The sequence below is a fragment of the Stenotrophomonas sp. GD03819 genome (assembly GCF_029841665.1).
GTDB lineage: Bacteria > Pseudomonadota > Gammaproteobacteria > Xanthomonadales > Xanthomonadaceae > Stenotrophomonas > Stenotrophomonas geniculata.
Map to the genome: position 1 here is coordinate 1 of NZ_JAOCEW010000055.1, position 20765 is coordinate 20765.

Genomic DNA, 20765 nt, shown 5'->3' on the forward strand with positions numbered 1-20765 from the left:
GCCGCTTGCAAGAGGCGAGGGAATGCAATGTTCCGTTGGTTTGAATCCCTGATTCCGGTGTTCCCGCCCGTGGACGGGCGCATGCCGCCGCGCAAGGTGCTGCCGTTCTACCTGCACTACCTGCGCCCGGTGTGGCCAGTGCTGCTGGCGACCCTGATCGCCGGCCTGCTGCTGGCGCTGGTGGAAGTGGCGATGTTCGATTACCTGGGCCGCATCGTCGACATGGTCGCCGAGCAGCCGGGTGCCGGCTTCTTCAAGCGCCACGCCAATGAACTGGGCTGGATGCTGTTCATCACGGTCATCGCGCGGCCGATCCTGGTCGGCCTGCACAACCTGCTGGTGAACCAGGCGATCGTGCCCGGCCTGAGCAACCGCTCGCGCTGGCTGATGCACAACTACGTGGTGCGGCAGAGCCTGAGCTTTTTCCAGAACGACTTTGCTGGCAGCGTGGCCAACCGGGTGATGCAGACCGGTACCTCGTTGCGCGAGTCGGCGGTGCAGATGGTCGATTCGCTCTGGTACATCGTGGTCTACACCGGCACCGCGCTGTACCTGTTCGCGCAGGCCGACTGGCGGCTGATGGTGCCGCTGATCCTGTGGCTGCTGGCCTACGTGGTGATCCTGGTCTACTTCGTGCCGCGCGCGAAGGAACGGGCATGGATCGCCTCGGAAGCACGTTCGAAGGCAATGGGCCGCATTGTCGATGGCTACACCAACATTCCCACGCTGAAGCTGTTCGCCCATGGCGGGCGCGAGCAGGCCTACGTGGCCGAGTCGATCCAGGAGCTGGCGGTCAAGCACCGCGCACAGACCCGCATCACCACCGGCATGGACCTGACCATCGCCATCGTCAACGGCTTCCTGATTGCCGGTACTTGCGGTCTCGCGCTGTGGCTGTGGAATGGCGGCCACATCACCGTCGGCGCGATCACCCTGGCCACCGGCCTGGTGATCCGCATCCACAACATGTCCGGCTGGATCATGTGGACCATCAACGGCATCTTCGAGGACATCGGCACGGTGCAGGATGGCATCACCACCATCGCCCAGCCGCTGACCGTGCAGGACCGCGAGGATGCGGTGCCGCTGCAGGTGACCCGAGGCGGCGTGCATTTCCAGGACATCCACTTCCATTACGGTAAAAAGGGCGGTGTGATTGCCGGCCTGGACCTGGTGGTGAAGCCGGGCGAGAAGATCGGCCTGGTCGGTCCGTCCGGCGCCGGCAAGTCGACCCTGGTCAACGTACTGCTGCGCCTGTACGACCTGGAAAGCGGCCGCATCCTGATCGACGATCAGGACATTGCCTACGTTACGCAGGAAAGCCTGCGCCAGCAGATCGGCGTGGTTACCCAGGACACCTCGCTGCTGCATCGCTCGATCCGCGACAACCTGCTGTACGGCCGCCCGGATGCGACTGATGAGCAGCTGCGTGCAGCCGTAGCCAAAGCACGTGCCGAAGCCTTCATCGATACGCTGGTGGACGGGCAGGGGCGTCGTGGCTACGACGCACACGTCGGCGAGCGTGGCGTGAAGCTGTCCGGTGGCCAGCGCCAGCGCATCGCCATTGCCCGCGTGCTGCTGAAGGATGCACCGATCCTGGTGCTGGACGAAGCGACTTCGGCGCTGGATTCGGAAGTGGAAGCAGCGATCCAGGACAGCCTGGACCAGTTGATGGGAGGCAAGACGGTGATCGCCATCGCGCACCGGCTGTCGACCATCGCGCGCATGGACCGGCTGGTGGTGATGGACCAGGGCCGCATCGTCGAGACCGGCACCCATGCCGAGCTGATTGCTGCCGGTGGCCTGTATGCGCGCTTGTGGGCGCGGCAGACCGGTGGCTTTGTGGCTGCCGATCAGTGATCGTTCTGCTGCTGGCCCTCAGCCTGGCAACCACGGCCGCAGCCACCGCACCGGCACCCGTGGAAGGCGACCAGCTTGAGCAGGTCATCCTGCTCAGCCGCCACAACCTGCGTGCGCCGGTGGTGGCGTCGGGCGCGCTGGCCAATGCCACTCCGGAGCACTGGCCAGGCTGGGACGTGGGCGCAGGCGAGCTCACCACCAAAGGCGGCGTGCTGGAGGTCTACATGGGCCGTTACATGGGCCAGTGGCTGCGTCAGGCGCAGCTGTTGCCGGCTTCGGGTTGCCCGCAGCTGGCTGACTTCCACGCCCATGCCAACAGCCTTCAGCGCACCCAGGCCACCGCGCAGTTCTTCGTTGCCGGTGCCTTCCCGGGCTGTCATGTCGCGGTCGAGCAGCGCATGGCGCTGGGCACGATGGATCCGTTGTTCAATCCGGTGATCCACAACAGAGACACGGTCTTCCGCGAGCGCGCACTGTCGGCAATGCAGCGAGCGCTGGCCGCATCGGAACTGGCACCGGCACTGTCCGTGGTGGAGCAGATCACCCGCTACCCGCAGTCGGCGGCCTGTGCGGGGCACAGCGAGTGCCATCTGATGCTGGCCGACACGATCTTCAATGCGGAACCGGGCAAGGAACCACGCGCGTCCGGTTCGCTGGCCCTGGCCAGCGGGTTGGTCGATGCCTTGTTGATGGAGCACTACCAGGGCAGTGGCATCCCCCGCGAAGGCTGGGGCCGGTTGACCACCGAGGCGCAATGGCAGGCGCTGGCGCAGATCCGCAACCGCTACCAGGACATCCTGTTCGGAACGCCCGAAGTGGCGCGCGATGTGGCCGCCCCGCTGCTGGCAAGAGTGAATGCGTTGTTCGAGGACCCGGCATCGCCAAAGGTGAGCCTGCTGGTCGGCCACGATTCCAACATCGGTTCGGTGCTGGTGGCGTTGGGAATCACGGACTACAGCCTGCCGGGGCAGTACGAGAAGACGCCGATCGGCGGCCTGCTGCAGTTCGAGCGCTGGCGTGATCGTGGGGCCGGTGAAGTGCGTTACCGGTTGGTGTATGTCTATCCCACGCGCGAGCAGCTACGTGGTGCGATCCCGTTGACCGATGCACAGCCGCCGGGCCGGGTGGAGCTGATGCTGCCGGGCTGCGCGCAGTCGGGTTGCAGTGAAGCGCAGTTCAACAACCTGTTGCATTCACCTTGAATCCGGGATGGATGGTGGCGTCGCAGTGTGATGAGACGGAAGCAGCTTCGCGCCCCTTATGCTCGGATTCGAGTAGTCTCCAGCAATCAACCAAGCGATCCCGGTGAATCATGAACATCACGGACTTTCTTGTAATGGACGGCGATGGAGATGAAATATGGGCCGACCCCCATGGCAGCAACATTGCCTTTACGTGTTTTGATTGTGGATATCCGGTGGTGGCTGATGCCTCGGAGAACCAACGTGGGAGCGATGAGGATTGTCCCGCTGCCTGCCGCGGGTGTGGTGTGGAGTACTTCCTCGATTTGAGACTGGACTCGAGGAAGCTGTATATCCACATCGTCTGATTGAGTGGCGGCAGAAGCGGTGCGAACCAAGGTTCGCACCCACCAGGATGGCAGTTCGCACCGCCAGGATGGCAGTTCGCAACCGCCAGAACAGAAAACGGCCCGGGTTTTTCCCCGGGCCGTTTTCATTCAGCTCACACCGGCGCGATCACTCGATCGGCTGGTCCAGCATCAGCTGGCGGGCGAAACGCACCGGCGGTGCGCCGTAGGACAGCATCTGGTCGTGGTAGGCCTTGAGGTTGAACTTGTCGCCCAGCTTGTCCTGCATCGCCTTGCGGGTGTCGAAGTGTTCCTGCGCACCGACAAAGTAGGTCGGTAGCTGCGCCGAGGTCAGCTGTGCACGCACCCACTTGCCCGCCGCCTCGCTCTCTTGCTGGAACGCATCGTGGGTCATCAGGTGCATCGCCTTCTCGCGATCCCAGTTGTCCACGTGCACGCCCTGGTCGAGGATCGCGTTGGAGATCGTGCGCAGGTAGAACTTCAGCTGCACCAGGTGGAACAGCGGGTCGTTGTTGAGGTAGCCCTGCTCCTGCATCATGCGCTCGGTGTAGACCGCCCAGCCCTCGGCGAACAGGCCTGAACGCAGTACCGCACGCAGGGTGGAGGGGAACTTGGCCGAATGCCAGCCTTCCAGGTAATGGCCCGGGGTGCCTTCGTGGATGCTCAGCAGGTGGATCATGCGCGAGTTGTACTCACGCAGGAACGAGTCGACCTGCTTGTCGTTCCAGTCGTCCGGAATCGGCGACACGGCGTAGAAGGTCTTCAGGTTCTTGTCCAGCGGGCCCGGTGAATCGCAGTAGGCCACGGCCACGCCGCGCTGGAATTCCGGCATCAGGATGATGTCCACCGGCGCATCGGGCAGCGTCATCAGGTCGTGCTCGCGCACGAACGCGGTGGACTGCTCCAGTGCGGCCTTGGCGTCGTCGACCACCTTGTCGCGTGCCGGCTTGTCGGCGTAGGCCAGTTCCAGCGCGGCCTCGATCGCCTTCTGCTGCTGCTCGTCGGTCGGCTGCGCCGGCATTTCCGGCGCACCCGGCTTGTCCTTCAGCACGGTCTGCGCGATGCCGTACATATCTTCGCGCACGCGCTTGAGTTCGGCACGTGCACGCTCACCGATCTCCTGGCGCGACAGCGACGAGCTCAGCGCGAACTTCAGCTTCTGGTCGTACTTTTCCGCACCGATGCGGAAATCGCCCTTTGCGTTCGGCACCAGGGTCTTGTCCAGCCAGGTCTGCTGCTCGTCCACCGCCTTCTTCAGGCCGTCGATGGCCGCCTGCAGGCGCTGCTGGTCGGCCTGCGGCAGTTCACCGATGTGCGGCGTGATGAAGGTATCGACGATGCTGAGGATGCCCTTGTTCTGCTTGGCCACGGTCTCGGCATGGATCTTCGGCACGCGGGCGGGATCCAGGTTCTCGCGGGCCTGGGCGAAGATCGCCGGCAGCTTTTCCATGCGCGCGGTGGCCGACTTCAGGCGCTCCGGCAGCGGCGCGAACTCGCGGGCCATCAGGCCGTAGATCGCGCTGCCGGCGATGCCGTTGTACAGCTGCGGGTCCCACTTGCCGGACTGCAGCACTTCGGCGTTCCAGATTTCCGATTGCAGCTGGTTGCGCAGGATCGCCGCGTCCACCTGGTTCTCGCGGCCCAGCTTGGCTACCTCGATCTTGTCCAGTTCGCCCAGCAGCGCCTTGTATGCCGCCACGGTCTTCTGCTGGCCGGCGGCGCTCAGGTCGTCCAGTTCGCTGTCGTAGCGGTGGTCGCCGATCTGGGTGGCGCTGACCGGCGACAGCTGCATCCAGGTGTCAAGGGCGCGCTTGGACAGATCGGCGAAGGCGGCATCGACCGCCGCGTCACCGGCCTGCTGGCTGGTGGACGGGGTGGAAGCGTTGGTCGGGGCGTCGGCCGGCTGGCAACCGGCGAGGGCGGCGACCAGGGCGAGGGCAAGAAGATGCGGGCGCATCGGCGTTCCTGTACAGGGTCAAACCCCGAGCATAGGGCCCCGGGGCTGCTTTGTCCCCGTGCCATAGGATTACCATGGGCGCAGACACGGACCCTCCAGCGGAGCGCAGGACATGGAATACCAGGGAAGCTGCCATTGCGGCAGGATCGCATTCACCGTACAGGCAGAGGGGCCGATCAGCGACGTCATCGACTGCAACTGCTCGATGTGCCGCCGCCGCGGCAGCCTGCTGTGGTTTGCCCCGCGCGAGGCGTTCCAGCTGACCACCGATCCGGCGGACGTGGCCACCTATCATTTCAACAAGGCCCACATCGACCATCACCATTGCCGTGAGTGCGGTGTCGCGCCCTACAGCGAAGCGGTCGACCCGCGCACCGGCACGCCGATGGTGGCGGTGAACGTGCGCTGCGTACCGCAGGTGGATCTGGGCACGCTGGCGGTGACTTCCTATGACGGAGCTGCACTGTGAGGCCGATGCGCGCGTGGACGCGCGTGGCGGCGATGCCGGTGCTGCTGCTTGCATTGGCAGCCTGCGCCAAACACGGCGATGCAGCGGCCGATGCGGGCGCCAGTGCCACCGAAGCTGCCGTCACTTCACCGGAAGGCGCATTCCTCGCCTACGAACACGACGTGCAGGTGCAGCTGGAGGCGGCGCAGATCGCTCCGCGTATCCAGAAGATCGCCCAGGCCTGCCAGAGCGCGAAGTTCGGCGATTGTGCGGTGCTGCAGGTCGACCAGCGCAGTGGCGAGCAGCCCAGCGGCGAGGTCAAGGTACGCATCGCGCCGAAGGGCACTGAGCCCTTGATCGCGTTGGCCGGTGAGGGGGGCACGCTGCAGTCGCGCAACACGCGCGCCGAGGACCTCGCTCAGGCGGTGGCCGATACGGCACTGACCAAGGCACGGCTGGAGAAGGAGCACGCGCGGCTGCTGTCCTACCAGGACCGCAAGGACCTGAAGATCGAGGACCTGATGGCGATCACCACGCGCCTGTCGGAGATCGAAGCGGGCGTCGAGCAGGCCAGCAAGGATGCCGCGCAGCAACGCCGGCGCATCGATACCCAGCTGGTGACGATCCATTTCGACACCACCTCGGGCCAACGCAGCCGCAGCGAGATCGGTGAGGCGCTGAGCGAGTCGGGCAGCATCCTCAGCACCAGCGTGGCGTTCCTGATCCGCGCGGTTGCCGCGCTGCTGCCGGTGGCGGTGCTGGCCTTGATCGCGGCCTGGGGTGTGCGGGCGTGGTGGCGTCGCCGTCGTCGCAAGCTACCGCCCAACCTCTGAGGTGAAGGCTGATGCCGGTAGCCTGCCGGCATCAGCCCTCGTCGGTCTCGTACTCGACGAACACATCCAGTTCCAGGGCCAGCTCCTGCACCGCATCGCGCACCTTCTGCGCGGTGCTTTCATTGCCGACTTCCACTTCCAGCTCGTGGATGCCCGGGCCGATGTCATCGGACAGCCCGGCCGAACTGGAATCGTCGTCGTCCATGTGCGGCATCAGGTCGTCGGTTTCCTCGACATGTTCGATGCCGTCCAGGCCGAGCAGCAGGTCGCTGATGGCGCGGGCGTCGTCTTCGGTTCCGGTGATGCGCAGTCGCAGCATGGCCATGGCATAGGTACGTTGTGGGTTCGCCAGCAGCCTAGCCAGCGTGAAGCAAAGAGCGGGTGAGGGCGCAGTCAGGCGCGTGTGGCCGGGCGCCCGAGCAGGCTGTCCGGCAATGCCGGAATCGGCGTGCGTTCGTCCTGCGCCTGCTCCAGCAACCAGTCGATGAACAGGCGCGCGGTGGGGCTGGGTGGTTGTCCTTCGGCATGCACCACGTGATACGCATAGCGCGCCTTGAGCGCCGGGCCGGGCAGGCGCACCACCTCGTAGCGCTGCAGGTAGGGTTGAGCGATGTGGGTGCGCGCCAGCACCGCACCCATACCGTATACCGCTGCGCGCATCGCATCGGTGCTGTCGGCGAAGGTGTGCATCGGCGGCAGCGGCGACGGTGGGCGCACGCCGGCGTGACGGAACCAGTCGCGCCAACCCTGCGGTGACAGGTCGGTCAGCAGTGGCAGCTCGGCGATGCGGGCCGGATCGTCCAGCGTTTCGACCCCGGCCAGCGCGGGTGAGGCCACCGGGAACAGGTAGTCGTCCATCAGATGCTGCGCACGCAGGCCCGGCCATTGGCCCAGGCCGTAGCGGATGCCGACCTCGGGCCCATTGTCGTCGTAGCGATCCAGGCCGCTGCCGGTGTGCAGCTCGATGCGGATGTGCGGATAGGCCTGGGTGAAGCGTGGCAGTCGAGGCAGCAGCCAGCAGTAGGAAAGCGAGCGCAGCGTGGTGATCCGCAGCGGCACGCTGTCGGCATCCGGCTGCAGATGATGGGCGACCGCCGCGACATCCGTGAAGGCGGCGCTGGCGGCGTCGGCCAACTGCCGGCCCTCCGCGGTCAGGCGCACGCCGCGGGCATGGCGCAGGAACAGCCGGGTCTCCAGTACCTCTTCCAGGCGCCGCACATGGTGGCTGACCGCGCTGGCGGTCAGGTGCAGTTCCTGCGCGGCCTGGGCGAAGTTCTGATGGCGCGCCGCGACCGCGAAGACGGCCAGTGCGGGGAGCAGGGAAGGGCGTAGCTGCATGTCGAGCCTCAAACCATATTTGTGGCTGGCAGCGATACTACGCGCTTGTGCGGCGGGCGTCTGCACCCGATCCTGTCTGCCTTGGCGAGAAACAGACGATGGACGGAGGCAGGGTATGAATGCGGTCCCACAGGCGGTCGAGCGCGACTGGCGCACACCGCTGGAATTGACCCTGCTGGGCGCCATCTGGGGCTGCTCGTTCCTGTTCATGCGGGTGGCGGTGCCGTCGTTCAGCCCGTTCGCGCTGGTCGAGGTGCGGCTGGTGCTGGGCGCGCTGGTGCTGCTGCCGTTCCTGTGGCGCGCCCGCGCGCAGTTCCCGCCGCGTCGTTGGCTGTGGCTGGCACCGATCGGCCTGATCAATTCGGCGCTGCCGTTCGTGCTGTTCGCCTATGCTGCCGAGCAGGCGCCGGCGGCGATCGGCGCGATCTGCAATGCGATGACCGTGCTGTTCGCCGCGCTGATCGCGTTCCTGTTCTTCGGCGAGAAGATCGGCATGCGCCGTGCCGGGGCGCTGCTGGTCGGCTTCGCCGGCGTGGTGGTGCTGGCCACCGCCAAGGTGTCCGGCCTGAGTATTGGTACCGCAGTGATCGCCGGCGCTGCGGCGTCGTTGCTGTACGGGCTGGGCGTGAACCTGGTGAAGCGGCACATGACCGGCCTGCCATCGGCCGCGGCGGCGGCAGCCACGCTGTCGTGTGCCTCGCTGTGGATGCTGCCGATGGCGGTGACGCACTGGCCACAGGCCGCCATTCCGCTGAAGGCCTGGGGTGCAGCGATCGCCTTGGGCGTGGCCTGCACCGGCCTGGCATTCCTGATGTTCTATCGCCTGATTGGCCGCATCGGCCCGTCACGCGCGTCGACGGTGACGTACCTGATTCCGCTGTTCGGCGCGGCGTTTGCGTGGTTGTTCCTGGGCGAGGCGGTGACGGTGCAGATGCTGATTGCCGGTGCGTTGATTCTGGGGAGCGTGGCGGTGAGTCAGAAGGGCTGAGGCGTTTTTGCACATGTTTGCACATGGCACGTGCTGAAGGTGCTTCACTGTTCATGGGCGTTACTTTTCTTTTCGCGCGAAAAGAAAAGTAACCAAAAGAAACGCGCCGCCAGGTCGCGAGCCGCCGTACTTCGCACGTCGGTCCCCTGCGCTTCTCGGTGAATCAGGGGACGGTGCCGAACTCGCTGCGCTCAGACATCGGCACCTCTTCGCCCCTGATTCCCCTGCGATGCTCGGCTCGCTCAAGGCGGACCCAGATCAAAGGCCACAGCTGCACCCAGTAGATCCACGCCATGCGTGGATGCTCTTGCTGTTGATCTTGACCTTCCAGTCCACCTTGAGCGAGCCGAGCACCGCAGGTCCGGCGAGGGCGAAGAGGCGCGGGTGTCTGAGCGCAGCGAGTTCCCGCGCCGTCCCTCGACGGGCCGAGGAGCGCAGGGTACCGGCGCGCAGCGCCGGCTCGCGACCGGCGGAACGTTTCTTTTGGTTACTTTTCTTTGCGTACAAAGAAAAGTAACGCCCATGAACAGTGACGTACCTTCAGCACTCGCAACGCGCAGCAAGCCAGGCTCCTACCGCACCGGCACCGGAATATTGCAGAGATCGATATGCCCCGCCGGGCGCTTGTAGAAATCATCCACGCGATTGCGTCGCGCCTCTACCGTATCGGCGAAGGTCTTCGAATCGGTGCGCAGCACCTGGATCGGCGTGCGCTCGGCCACCGGCACGTCGCTGGCACGGCGGATCGACACGATCGGCGTACGCAGCTTCGGGTCGGTGTAGAAGCCCATCGGCGCCGGGCCGCGCGGCGTCGCGCTGAGCAGTTCCATGCCCTTCAGCACGCGGCCGACCAGGGTGATGTTGCGGTCCAGCTGGCGCGGTGACTGGCCGGTCACCACATAGAGTTCGGCGCCGATGCTGCTGTCTTCCTCGTTGCTGCGGCCGGCACCGAGCATCCCGTAGCAGTGCGCCAGCCAGGCCTTGCCGGCCTGCGGATCCTGGCCGACCGGGAAGCCGTCGACGAAACCGGTCTGCGCGGCCCAGCCATCGCGGTCCGGCAGCACGCTGACCTTCAGGCCGGCGCTGGCGCGCTCGAACTCGGCCGGCAGCTTGCGCGCGGCACTGCCGAACGGCTTGGCCTTGGCTGCGTCATCGGCGTCGGCATCGCCGAACTGCACCACGAAGTTGTCCTGCGAGCGGTAGATGCTGGTGCCGTCCCAGAAGTGCTCATGCGCGAAGGTCTGGATGTTGGCCACGTGCCGCGGGGCGAACTGCGGCGCCAGCTCGATGATCACCCGCCCGGCGGGCAGGTCCATGTACACCAGGTTGGCCGGGTCCGGCGTGCGCCAGTCGCTGGCCGCCGAGGCATCGAGGATCTGCTGCGGGCTACGGTACGGGGCGGCAGCGCTGGCCAGCGAGGGCAGCAGGCAGGCCAGGGCGAGGGCGGTCAGTGCAAGGCGACGGCGGTGCGGCATGGGAACCCCGGAACATGAACGAGGGTTCGATTCTGCGTGAGCCGCGCAGCCGCGCCAACCGGCACGATGACTAACGACACATTCGCTATACCGAACTTCGCACTACTGTGGACTTCAACGTAGTGGAGGGCAGGTCATGGTCGAAGACGATGTCCACCTGAAGAAGTTCCAGAAGGAGCTCAGCGCCGGAACGGTGTCGCTGGCCCTGCTGGCGGTGCTGGCCCGGGCCGGGGAGCCGCTGTACGGCTACCTCATTGCCAAGGAGCTGGAGCGGGTGGGCGAGGGCGTGCTGAGCGGCAAGCAGAGCGCGCTGTACCCGGTGCTGCGCAACCTGGAGGGCGCCGGGCTGCTGGAAAGCCATGTGGAGCCATCCAGCAGTGGTCCGCCCCGGCGCTACTACCGCATCAATGAACGTGGCCGCGGCGTGCTGGCGCAGTGGCGCCAGGCCTGGCAGGCCACCCGTGATTCCGTCGATTCCGTGTTGGAGGGGGTACCGCAATGAACGACCCGAGCCTGGCAGGCCGCGCCCTGCCGACCACCATCCCGCAGTATCTGGCGCAGCTGCGCGCGGCGCTGGAAGGTGCCGATCCGGCGATGGTGCAGGACGCGTTGTACGACGCCGAGGAATACCTGCGCTCGGAGCTGGCGGCGCAGCCCGGCCGCAGCGAGGCCGAGGTCATCGCCGACGTGGCCGGCAGCTACGGTGCGCCGGACGAAGTGGCCGACATCTACCGCGAGACCGAAGTGACAGTGAACCGCGCGCTGCGCACGCCGCGTGCGGATACCGCGCCGGTGCTGCGTGCGGCGGCGGAAGCCAGTGGCGTCGAGCCGGCCTCACCGCCGCCGGCACCGGTGCAGCGTTCGCTGCTGGCGCGCTTCTTCGGCGTGGTGACCGATCCGCACACCTACGGTGCGCTGTTCTACATGCTGCTGTCGCTGGCCACCGGCATCTTCTTCTTCACCTGGGTGGTGACCGGCCTGTCATTGTCGCTGGGCCTGCTGATCCTGATCATCGGTATTCCGCTGACCGTGCTGTTCTTCGGCTCGGTGCGCGGGCTGGCGCTGCTGGAAGGACGGCTGGTGGAAGCGCTGCTGGGAGAACGCATGCCGCGCCGTCCGCGCTACACCGACCGCAGCCGCACGTGGCTGCAGCGCATCGGCGACATGTTCACCGATGGCCGTACCTGGCTGACCCTGCTGTACTTCGTGCTGATGCTGCCGTTGGGCGTGGTCTACTTCACCATCGCGGTGACGCTGCTGTCGCTGTCACTGGGGTTCATCTGGGCGCCGGTGGCCGCGCTGTTCAGCGGTGACATTCCAGGTGTCTACGTCGATGGCGTGAACGTGCTGCCGATGGCCGCCTCGCCGCTGGTGGGCATCGTGATCGCAGCCGTGGGCGTGCTGCTGCTGCTGTTGACGATGCACTTGGCACGGGGCATCGGCAAGCTGCACGGGCTGATTGCCAAGAACCTGCTGGTGCGGTTGTAACGGGCCAGGGGTCGGATCCCTGTTCGCAGAACAGGGCTCTGACCCCGGATCCCATCATGCTGGTCAGAGCCCTTTCCGTTGGAAAGGGATCCGACCCCACGGCGGCGAGTTACCCCGCCTTTCGCCGCAGCGGGGTGACGTTGCTCTTCTTCTTCGCGGCCTTCGCCGCCGGTGCTTCGGCATGGGCGGCGAAGAAGTCACGCACCTTCGGGTACACCACCTCGCGCCAGCGACGACCGCTGAAAATGCCGTAGTGGCCGGCACCTTCGACGATGAAATGCTCACGGCGGTCCGCAGTGATGCCGGTGCACAGCGCCTGCGCGGCTTCGGTCTGGCCGAGACCGGCGATATCGTCCAGCTCGCCTTCGATGCTCAGCAGCGCGGTATCACGGATCGCTGACGGATCGACCTTCTCGCCGTTGACCACCCACTCGCCACGCGGCAGCAGGAAGTCCTGGAACACCACGGAAATCGTATCCAGGTAGTACTTGGCCGGCATGTCCAGCACGGCGTTGTACTCGTCGTAGAAACGACGGTGCGCGTCGGCGTCTTCCAGGTCGCCCTTGACCAGGTCGGTGTAGAAATCCCAGTGCGAACTGAAGTGGCGGCTGGGGTTCATCGACAGGAAGCCGGCGTGCTGCAGGAAGCCCGGATACACGCGGCGGCCGGCGCCGGGATAGCTGGCCGGCACGGTGTGGATGACGTTGTTCTCGAACCACGACAGCGGGTTCTGCGTGGCCAGGTTGTTCACCGCGGTCGGGCTGCAGCGCGCATCGATCGGGCCGCCCATCATCACCAGCGTGCGCGGCGTCGGCTCGCCACGGCTGGCCATCAGTGAAACCGCGGCCAGCACCGGCACTGTGGGCTGGCACACGCTGACCACGTGCAGGCGCTCGACACCAAGGTGGCGGATGAACTCCTGGATATAGGCGATGTAGTCGTCCAGGCCGAACTCGCCTTCGCTGGACGGCACCATGCGCGCGTCGACCCAGTCGGTGACGTACACGCGGTGGTCGCGCAGCAGCGTGCGCACGGTGTCGCGCAGCAGGGTGGCGTGGTGGCCGGACAACGGCGCAACGACCAGCACGAATGGCTGGTTGAGCATGGTATGCAGCTGGTCGGCTTCATTGCTGTGGCGCTTGAAGCGCAGCAGTTTGCAGAACGGCTTGCTCACTTCCTCGTGCACCACGATCGGCACGCGCTCGCCGTCGACCTCGATTTCGTTGATGCCCCATTCGGGCTTCTCGTAATCCTTGCCGATGCGATGGAACAGCTCATTGACCGCCGCCAGGCGATCGGCGCCGGGCATCTGCGACCACCAGTGGCCCTGGTTGGCGAAGAACTTGGCGTTGGCCTGGGCTTGGTGCACCCAGGGGGCGAGCAGGTTGCGGGTCAGTTCGTGCAGTTGATAGAGCATGACGACCGAATATGTATGGTCATATGTTGCCGCGCAGCATATCCCATCCGGGTGTCCCGCAGGTTAAGTTGGCTGAAAATAATGAATCCGGATTCACATCCGTTCCAGCGCGGCCGCATCGCCTGCCAGGGCGGGGCCGAGCCAGCAATGCGACCCTACCGGCTGCAGGCCGTGCCGGGCCAGCGTGCGGCGGTACCAGCGCGCTGGGCGGGCCTGGAAGCCGTCGTGGTCGCCCTCGAACGCGTCCTCGGCGGCGAAGGTCTCCAGGAAGGCCACGCCGCAGGTCAGCTCGGCCACGCCGGCCAGTCCTGCACGCAGCTCGCGGTCGGGCACGTAGTGCATCACGTCCGAGCAGATCAGCAGGTCGACCGGGGCACAGGGCCGCAGCCAGGCGAAATCGCCGAAGCGGGCCAGGTGCAGGTTGCGGGTGCGGCCGTAGCGGCGCACAGCGTACTCGCTGCTGTCGAAGCCGAGGTATTCGACCTTCGGACGCAGCTTCAGCAGCGGCGCGCGCCAGGCGCCTTCACCGCAGCCGATATCCAGCACGCTGCGGATCGGCCGCTCCAGGTAGTACTCGGCGCTGGCCACGGCCAACGCGACCTTGCGCGCCAGGCGGGCGCTGCCGCCGATGTCGGCACGGCGGTACCAGCGTTGGAAGTAGGCGGCGTCGTAGGTCTTGTCCATGGGGCGGTGCGCGGTCGGGGGAAACGGCGCCTATCGTACGGTGTTGCGACGCGCCATGCGTCGATGTGTCGCGGCGTACGTGCCTGCGGCGGCTTCGCCACGGCATGCGAGAATGGCCGCCCATCTACGCCAGCCGCCGGAGCGAGCGCATGCATAGCTACTACTGGGTCAAGACCTTCCACATCGTGTTCGTGGTGGCGTGGATGGCCACGGTGTTCTACCTGCCGCGCATTCTGGTCAACCTGGCCGAGACCGCAGGCCAGCCGGCCGTGACCGAGCGCCTGCAGCTAATGGGCCTGCGCCTGTACCGCTTCGGTCACTCGATGTTCGGCCTGGCATTCCTGCTCGGCCTGGTGCTGTGGCTGGGTTACAAGGTCATCCCGGATTTCCCGACCATGGTCGCGCCCGGTGGTGCCGGTTGGCTGCATGCCAAGCTGGGGCTGGTGGTGGTGCTGCTGGTGTACTTCAGCTGGATCGGCCGCCTGTTGAAGGGCGTGGCCAAGGGCAGGGCGTTGCCGTCGTCGCGCGCGCTGCGCTGGATCAACGAGATCCCGCTGCTGGCCTTCATTCCGATCGTGTGGCTGGTGCTGGCCAAGCCGTTCTGACAGTCTGTTATCCGTAGAGCCATGCTTGGCTCTACGGGTTCGCGTGATTCTTCGCCAAAGCAGAGGCATCCACGCATGGCGTGGATCTACTGGGTGCAGCTGTGGCTTTTGATGTTCAGGTCCGCCGTGAGCGAGCCGAGCATCGCAGGTGAAACAGGGGCGAAGAGGCGCCGATGTCTGAGCGCAGCGAGTTCGGCGCCGCCCCCTGATTCACCGAGAAGCGCAGGGAACCGGTGCATAGCACCGGCTCGCGTTCGGCGGCGTGTTCTTTGGTTACTTTCTTGCACGAGCAAGAAAGTAACAAGCCGATGAATCAGGCCGCTTCGTACGTGCCGTAGCTGCGCAGGCGGGTGTAGCGCTGTTCCAGCAGCTGTTCGGTGGACAGCTTGTCCAGTTCGTTCAGTTCGTTCAGCAGCACGGCCTTCAGGCGCTTGGCCATCTGGGTCGGGTTGCGGTGGGCGCCGCCGGTGGGCTCGCGCACGACCTTGTCGACCAGGCCCAGGCTCTTCAGGCGCGGCGCGGTCAGGCCCAGCTGCTCGGCGGCTTCCTTGGCCTTGCCGGCGTCCTTCCACAGGATCGAGGCGCAGCCTTCCGGCGTGATGGTCGAGTACACCGCGTATTCCAGCATCACGGTGCGGTCGCCCACGCCCAGCGCCAGCGCGCCGCCGGAGCCGCCTTCACCGATCACGGTGCAGATGATCGGCACCTTCAGTTCGGCCATCTCGATCAGGTTGCGTGCGATCGCTTCGGACTGGCCGCGCGATTCGGCGTCGATGCCCGGCCAGGCGCCGGCGGTGTCGATCAGGGTCAGCACCGGCAGGCCGAAGCGCTCGGCCATCTTCATCAGGCGCAGGGCCTTGCGGTAGCCCTCCGGCTTGGGCATGCCGAAGTTGCGCTTGATCTTTTCCTTGGTGTCGCGGCCCTTCTGGTGGCCGATCACCATCACGGAACGGCCATTGATGCGGGCCAGGCCGCCCATGATGGCCTTGTCGTCGGCGAAGGCGCGGTCACCGGCCAGCTCCTGGAACTCATCGAACATGACGCGGATGTAGTCGGCGGTATACGGGCGCGACGGGTGGCGGGCCAGCTGCAGCACCTGCCACGAGGTCAGGTTGCGGAAGATCTGCGCGGTGCGCATGCGCAGCTTGTCCTGCAGCGCGTGCACTTCCGCCTCGACATTGACCGCCGGCCCGGCACTGGCGTTGCGCAGTTCCTGGATCTTGGCTTCCAGGTCGGCGATGGGTTGCTCGAAGTCGAGGTAGTTCGGATTCATCGGAAGCCGTCGTGTAAAGAAGAGGGGAATTCTAGCCGAATGCGTGCAAACCACCCGTACGCCTTCGTCTGGAAGGCGACGGTAGCGCAGCCGGGCAGGGCGCGCCAGTCAGCTCAGGGCACCACCAGCGCGCTGCGGCCCATCAGCTGGCTGCGCTGGGAAACGAAGTCGTTGTAGGCCTCGTTGGCTTCCCGGCCCAGGCCGCTGCCCAGGGTGGCGGTGGCCGAGGTGAAGGCCATCTGCGCGTCGAAGTCCTGCTTGCGCAGGGCCTTCTGTTCATCGGCGGTGGTGGCCTTCAGCCAGCGCGCATAGACCTCGCGCAGCGGCGCGGCGTGCGCCTCGAAGGCGGGGGCCAGCGCCGGCAGGCTGGCCGGGGCCGGTTCCAGGCTGAATGCCGGGGCCACGTAGCCGGCCGGCTGTTCGCGCTTGAATGCACCGGGTTCGCCCATGCCTTCCTCGACGTAGGCGATGAAATCCGGGGCCGTGAATACCTTGGCCACGATCTGGCCGCCGCTGGAATCGACGTGGGCCACCACCTTTTCCTTCGGGAAGGGCTCGCGCACGCCGTAGGTCCAGGTCTTGTCGATGAACAGTTCGTGGTGCTTCTCGAACGGACCTTCGAAGTCGACGCCGCCCAGCTCGATGCCGGCCTTGCCGGTGCCGAAGTTCTTCAGCTTGCTCTCGTCGGTGACGTAGATCTCGCGGGCGACCACGTACTCGCTCAGGGTCGGGTTGATCAGTCCGCCGCGGCCATCGACGTAGACGATGAAGCGCACGTCGCCCAGTTTGTCGGTGTGCAGGCGGTGCTCACCGACGGCGAGCGAGATCGGGCGCGAACCCTGTGCGGCCACCGGCAGGTCCTTGCCATCGATGCTCAGCGCCAGCGGCGTGTCGGTCGGGTTGTCGATCTGGAACTCGATCTTCGACGGCGAGCAGGCGGCCAGGGCCAGAGCGGCGGCAAACGGGAACAGCAGGGTCTTCATCGGCAATCGTCCTTGATACTTGGAACGGGGAAACAGGGGGGACAGGAAAACCAGGGAGCCAGCCTCAGCTGGCCCACGGTGGGCTGTAGCGCACTTTCAGCGTGCGCACGGCCGGGTCGGCGCGCAGCGCCTCCATCAGCTTGGAATCAATGCGTACCGCGCTTTGCCCGGACACATCAAGCATGCCCGCGATGCCACCCTGCGGACCCTTCAGCAGCAGGTCCAGGCGCAGTGGCGTGCGCCCCGGGCGATGGCGGTCGAGCAGGGCATCGATGCGCTCCCAGACCGGGCGCTGCTGGCGCAGGTCCAGGCGCAGCGACAACCGCGTGGCGTAGTTGGCGCAGACCTCGTCGAAGTCCCAGCACTGGCGGATGCGCAGCGCGTAGCCGCCGTTGAACTCGTCCTCGCGCAGGCCGCCCTTGACCACCAGGATGCGGTCCTTGGTCATCAGGTGCCCGAACTCGGCCATGGCGTCGGAGAACGCGCTGCACTCGACGCGCCCGCGCCCATCTTCCAGCTGGATGAAGATCTGGCTCTCGCCCTTGCGACGCACACCGACCACCTGGCCGGCCAGCACGGTCTGTACTTCCGGGCGCCAGCGCTTCTCGCCGCCACCACCGCCACCGCTGTTGGCGCTCCAGATCTTCTCCACCGAACCCAGGTCGTTGCCTACCAGATCGCGCACATCGTCGCGCCAGGGATCGAACGGGTGGCCGCTGAGGTAGAAACCGAGCGTGTCGCGCTCGCCGTTGAGGCGCTGAAGCAGCGGCCATTCTTCGGCTTCGGGCAGGTCCAGCTGGATCGACACGGTGCTCGGGTCGGGCCCGCCAAACAGCGAGTTCTGCCCGGACGCACGCTCGCGCGCCATCTGATCAGTGGCCTTGATCACTTCCGGCAGCTGCAGCATCAGCGAGGCGCGGTTGCGGCCGAGCTCGTCCAGGGCACCACAGTTGATCATCGCTTCCAGCGTGCGCCGGTTGAGCTTGGCCGAGCCGACGCGGGTGCAGAAGTCGAGCAGGTCCTTGAACGGGCCGCCCTTCAGCCGCTCCTCGACCACCGCCTCGCAGGCACCCTGGCCGACGCCCTTGATCGCACCGAGGCCGTACTGGATGGTGTCCGGGGTGACCGCTTCGAACATGAAGGCCGATTGGTTCACCTTGGGCGGCAGCACGGTCAGGCCAAGGTTGCGCACCTCGTCGAGGAAGCCGACCACTTTGTCAGTGTTGTCCAGGTCGGACGACAGCGTGGCCGCCATGAACTCGGCCGGGTAATGGCGCTTCAGCCACGCGGTCTGGTAGCTGACCAGCGCGTAGGCGGCGGCGTGCGACTTGTTGAAGCCGTAGCCGGCGAACTTCTCCATCAGGTCGAAGATCGCATCGGCCTTGGCTTCGTCCACGCCGTCCTTGGCCGCACCTTCGCGGAAGATCTCGCGGTGCTTGGCCATTTCCGCCGGCACCTTCTTGCCCATCGCGCGTCGCAGCAGGTCAGCGCCGCCCAGCGAGTAGCCGCCGACGATCTGCGCCATCTGCATCACCTGCTCCTGGTACACCATGATGCCGTAGGTGTCCTTCAGAATCGCTTCGGTGCGCGGATCGGGATAGATGATCTCTTCCTGGCCGTGCTTGCGCGCGTTGAAGGAGGGAATCAGGTCCATCGGGCCGGGGCGATACAGCGACACCAGCGCGATCAGGTCTTCGAAACGGTCGGGGCGCGCGTCCTTCAGCAGACGGCGCATGCCCGAGGATTCGAACTGGAACACCGCGCCGGTGTTGCCGTTGGCGAAGATGTCCTTGTAGGTGGGCGTGTCGTCCAGCGGGATCGCGGCGATGTCCACCGGCGGAATGCCGGCGCGCTCGTGGCGCTTGTTGATCGCCTTCACCGCCCAGTCGATGATGGTCAGCGTGCGCAGGCCGAGGAAGTCGAACTTCACCAGGCCCACTTCTTCCACGTCGTTCTTGTCGAACTGGGTGACCGGGTTCTTGCCCAGCCCGTTCTCGTCGTGTTCGGCATACAGCGGGCAGAACTCGCTCAGCGGCTCGGGCCCGATCACCACGCCACCGGCATGCTTGCCGGCGTTGCGGGTCAGGTCTTCCAGCTGCAGCGCCAGGTCGATCAGGTCGCGGACATCGTCCTCGGTCTCGTAGCGCTGGATCAGTTCCGGCGAGGCCATTTCCGAGCTGGGGCCTTCCTTGCCCTTGCCCAGTGCATCCTTCAGGTGGATGCCCAGGATGTTCGGGATCAGCTTGGAAACGCCGTCGACCAGGCCGTACGGGAAGCCGAGCACGCGACCGGAGTCGCGCACCACCGCCTTGGCGGCCATGGTGCCGTAGGTGATGATCTGGCTGACGCGCTCGCGCCCGTACTTGCGTGCGACGTAGTCGATCACCTCGTCGCGGCGGTCCATGCAGAAGTCGATGTCGAAGTCGGGCATCGACACGCGTTCCGGGTTCAGGAAGCGCTCGAACAGCAGGTTGTACGGCAACGGGTCCAGATCGGTGATCTTCAGCGCCCACGCCACCAGCGAACCGGCACCGGAACCACGGCCCGGGCCGATCGGGATGCCCTGGTTCTTGCCCCACTGGATGAAGTCGGCCACGATCAGGAAGTAGCCCGGGAAGCCCATCTTGATGATGGTGTTGAGCTCGAACTCCAGGCGCTCGAAATACTCTTCGCGGGTCTTGCCCGGCGCCAGCGGATTCTTCTCCAGGCGCTCTTCCAGGCCGTCGCGCGACATCTTCTGGATCCAGGTGTCCAGGGTCTCGTCGTCGGGCACCGGGTAGTTGGGCAGGAAGTAGGTGCCCAGCCGCATCTCGATGTTGCAGCGCTCGGCCAGCGCCAGCGTGTTGTCGATCGCATCGGGGATGTCGGCGAACAGCGCGCACATCTCCTCGGCCGACTTCAGGTACTGCTGGTCGCTGTACTCGCGCGGGCGCTTGGGATCGTCCAGCACGCGGCCGGTGGAAATGCACACGCGCGCTTCGTGCGCGCTGAAATCGGTGGGCGACAGGAAGCGCACATCATTGCTGGCCACCACCGGCAGGCCACGCTGGCCGGCCGCCATCAGCGCGAACTGGTTGAAGGTTTCCTCGCCCTCGCGGCCGGTACGGGTAAGTTCCAGGTGCAGGCCGTCGCCGAACACGCGCTGCCAGTCGGCCAGCTGCTGCTCGGCCAGCTCATGCTTGCCGTCCAGCGCCAGGCGCCCGGCCAGGCTCTGCCGGCCGGCCAGCGCGAACAGGTTGGCGTTGCCGGCCTTCAGCCAGTCCGGATGGATGGCCACACCGCCTTCCGGGCGATGGCCTTCCATCCAGGCGCGGGTCAGCAGCCGCGACAGGCTCAGGTAGCCCTCGCGATCGCGGCACAGCAGGGTCATCCGCCACGGGTCCTGGCCTTCCTCGGCGATCAGCACGTCGGCACCGGCGATCGGCTTGATGCCCACGCCTTCGGCGGCCTTGTAGAACTTGACCAGCGCGAACAGGTTGTTGAGGTCGGTCACTGCCAGCGCGGGCAGGCCGAGCTCGACCGAGCGCGACAGCAGGTTGGCCTGCTTGGCCTTCTTCGGGTCCGCCTGGTCCGGTTTGGCCGGCACACGGATGGTGGAGTCCGCCAGCGAGAACTCGGTGTGGACGTGGAGATGTACGAAGCGGGAGTTGGACATGCCGGACCAGGTTGGAGCACGCGGGCCCCGGGTGCTGACGGGGGAATCGTCGCCGGGGTCGGGAAGCGCTGGAGTGCCCGGTCAGGGTAACGAGGGCGGAGAGGCGCGACAAGCTCTTGACAGGCCCCGGAGGACGACCGGGTTCAGGCGTGCGGGAGCCCGTTTCCTGTAGAGCCGAGCCCACGCTCGGCTGCTGCGGAAAGCCGAGCATG

18 protein-coding genes are annotated in these 20765 nt (G+C 66.1%); 8 read left to right on the plus strand and 10 right to left on the minus strand.

Annotation, left to right across the window (positions count from 1 at the left end; translation table 11 throughout):
* The first annotated feature begins 27 nt into the window (after positions 1–27).
* Positions 28–1860: a multidrug efflux ABC transporter SmrA gene (gene smrA, locus N5D45_RS21350; RefSeq protein WP_164192356.1), complete on the plus strand. Its 1833-nt coding sequence runs from the start codon at positions 28–30 to the stop codon at positions 1858–1860.
* Entirely contained in the window at positions 1857–3062 is a 1206-nt protein-coding gene (gene agp, locus N5D45_RS21355) for a bifunctional glucose-1-phosphatase/inositol phosphatase (protein ID WP_164192353.1), read from the plus strand. The genes smrA and agp overlap by 4 nt, the downstream gene beginning before the upstream one ends.
* A gap of 495 nt (positions 3063–3557) precedes the next feature.
* Here the strand turns inward: agp and N5D45_RS21360 are convergent, their stop codons facing one another.
* Positions 3558–5366, minus strand: a complete 1809-nt coding sequence (locus N5D45_RS21360; RefSeq protein ID WP_049455662.1) for a DUF885 domain-containing protein — start codon at positions 5364–5366, stop codon at positions 3558–3560.
* Positions 5367–5478: 112 nt separating this feature from the next.
* Here N5D45_RS21360 and N5D45_RS21365 point away from each other — a divergent pair, with 112 nt between their 5' ends.
* On the plus strand, positions 5479–5835 hold the full coding sequence (locus N5D45_RS21365) for a GFA family protein (RefSeq protein WP_197657208.1): 357 nt from the start codon (positions 5479–5481) through the stop codon (positions 5833–5835).
* Between the two features lie 5 nt (positions 5836–5840).
* Positions 5841–6647, plus strand: a complete 807-nt coding sequence (locus tag N5D45_RS21370; protein WP_279939590.1) for a DUF4349 domain-containing protein — start codon at positions 5841–5843, stop codon at positions 6645–6647.
* 31 nt (positions 6648–6678) lie between these two features.
* On the opposite strand, the gene N5D45_RS21375 is transcribed toward N5D45_RS21370, so the two are convergent.
* Positions 6679–6972 (minus strand): hypothetical protein, encoded by a 294-nt coding sequence (locus tag N5D45_RS21375; protein WP_005415831.1) that lies wholly within the window; start codon positions 6970–6972, stop codon positions 6679–6681.
* Positions 6973–7040: 68 nt separating this feature from the next.
* Positions 7041–7985, minus strand: a complete 945-nt coding sequence (locus tag N5D45_RS21380) for a LysR substrate-binding domain-containing protein (protein ID WP_010486365.1) — start codon at positions 7983–7985, stop codon at positions 7041–7043.
* 115 nt (positions 7986–8100) lie between these two features.
* Here N5D45_RS21380 and N5D45_RS21385 point away from each other — a divergent pair, with 115 nt between their 5' ends.
* Complete coding sequence (locus tag N5D45_RS21385) at positions 8101–8973, plus strand: DMT family transporter (RefSeq protein ID WP_279939592.1); 873 nt, start codon at positions 8101–8103, stop codon at positions 8971–8973.
* Between the two features lie 163 nt (positions 8974–9136).
* Here the strand turns inward: N5D45_RS21385 and N5D45_RS21390 are convergent, their stop codons facing one another.
* On the minus strand, positions 9137–9268 hold the full coding sequence (locus tag N5D45_RS21390) for a hypothetical protein (protein WP_267067217.1): 132 nt from the start codon (positions 9266–9268) through the stop codon (positions 9137–9139).
* Positions 9269–9545: 277 nt separating this feature from the next.
* Complete coding sequence (locus tag N5D45_RS21395) at positions 9546–10448, minus strand: peptidylprolyl isomerase (protein ID WP_134958809.1); 903 nt, start codon at positions 10446–10448, stop codon at positions 9546–9548.
* Positions 10449–10584: 136 nt separating this feature from the next.
* Here N5D45_RS21395 and N5D45_RS21400 point away from each other — a divergent pair, with 136 nt between their 5' ends.
* Positions 10585–10950, plus strand: coding sequence for a PadR family transcriptional regulator (locus tag N5D45_RS21400; protein ID WP_043396488.1), 366 nt, complete (start codon positions 10585–10587; stop codon positions 10948–10950).
* On the plus strand, positions 10947–11936 hold the full coding sequence (locus N5D45_RS21405) for a sensor domain-containing protein (protein ID WP_197657207.1): 990 nt from the start codon (positions 10947–10949) through the stop codon (positions 11934–11936). The genes N5D45_RS21400 and N5D45_RS21405 overlap by 4 nt, the downstream gene beginning before the upstream one ends.
* Positions 11937–12045: 109 nt before the next feature.
* Here N5D45_RS21405 and phaZ read toward each other — a convergent pair whose 3' ends face one another.
* Together phaZ and N5D45_RS21415 are read right to left on the minus strand one after the other, a co-directional pair.
* Complete coding sequence (gene phaZ / locus N5D45_RS21410) at positions 12046–13353, minus strand: polyhydroxyalkanoate depolymerase (RefSeq protein ID WP_197657206.1); 1308 nt, start codon at positions 13351–13353, stop codon at positions 12046–12048.
* A gap of 93 nt (positions 13354–13446) precedes the next feature.
* Complete coding sequence (locus tag N5D45_RS21415) at positions 13447–14037, minus strand: class I SAM-dependent methyltransferase (protein ID WP_197657205.1); 591 nt, start codon at positions 14035–14037, stop codon at positions 13447–13449.
* Between the two features lie 149 nt (positions 14038–14186).
* Between N5D45_RS21415 and N5D45_RS21420 the strand changes: the two genes are divergently transcribed.
* Positions 14187–14642: a CopD family protein gene (locus N5D45_RS21420; RefSeq protein ID WP_197657204.1), complete on the plus strand. Its 456-nt coding sequence runs from the start codon at positions 14187–14189 to the stop codon at positions 14640–14642.
* Between the two features lie 313 nt (positions 14643–14955).
* Here N5D45_RS21420 and N5D45_RS21425 read toward each other — a convergent pair whose 3' ends face one another.
* From N5D45_RS21425 to dnaE, 3 genes are all read right to left on the minus strand, one after another.
* A complete protein-coding gene (locus N5D45_RS21425) occupies positions 14956–15915 on the minus strand; it encodes an acetyl-CoA carboxylase carboxyltransferase subunit alpha (RefSeq protein WP_010486352.1) in 960 nt (319 codons plus the stop codon).
* A gap of 113 nt (positions 15916–16028) precedes the next feature.
* A complete protein-coding gene (locus N5D45_RS21430) occupies positions 16029–16898 on the minus strand; it encodes a hypothetical protein (RefSeq protein ID WP_228355173.1) in 870 nt (289 codons plus the stop codon).
* Positions 16899–16962: 64 nt separating this feature from the next.
* Positions 16963–20553 carry a DNA polymerase III subunit alpha gene (gene dnaE / locus N5D45_RS21435; protein WP_049455668.1) on the minus strand — a complete coding sequence of 1197 codons (3591 nt, stop codon included), beginning with the start codon at positions 20551–20553 and terminating at the stop codon, positions 16963–16965.
* Positions 20554–20765: the final 212 nt, after the last annotated feature.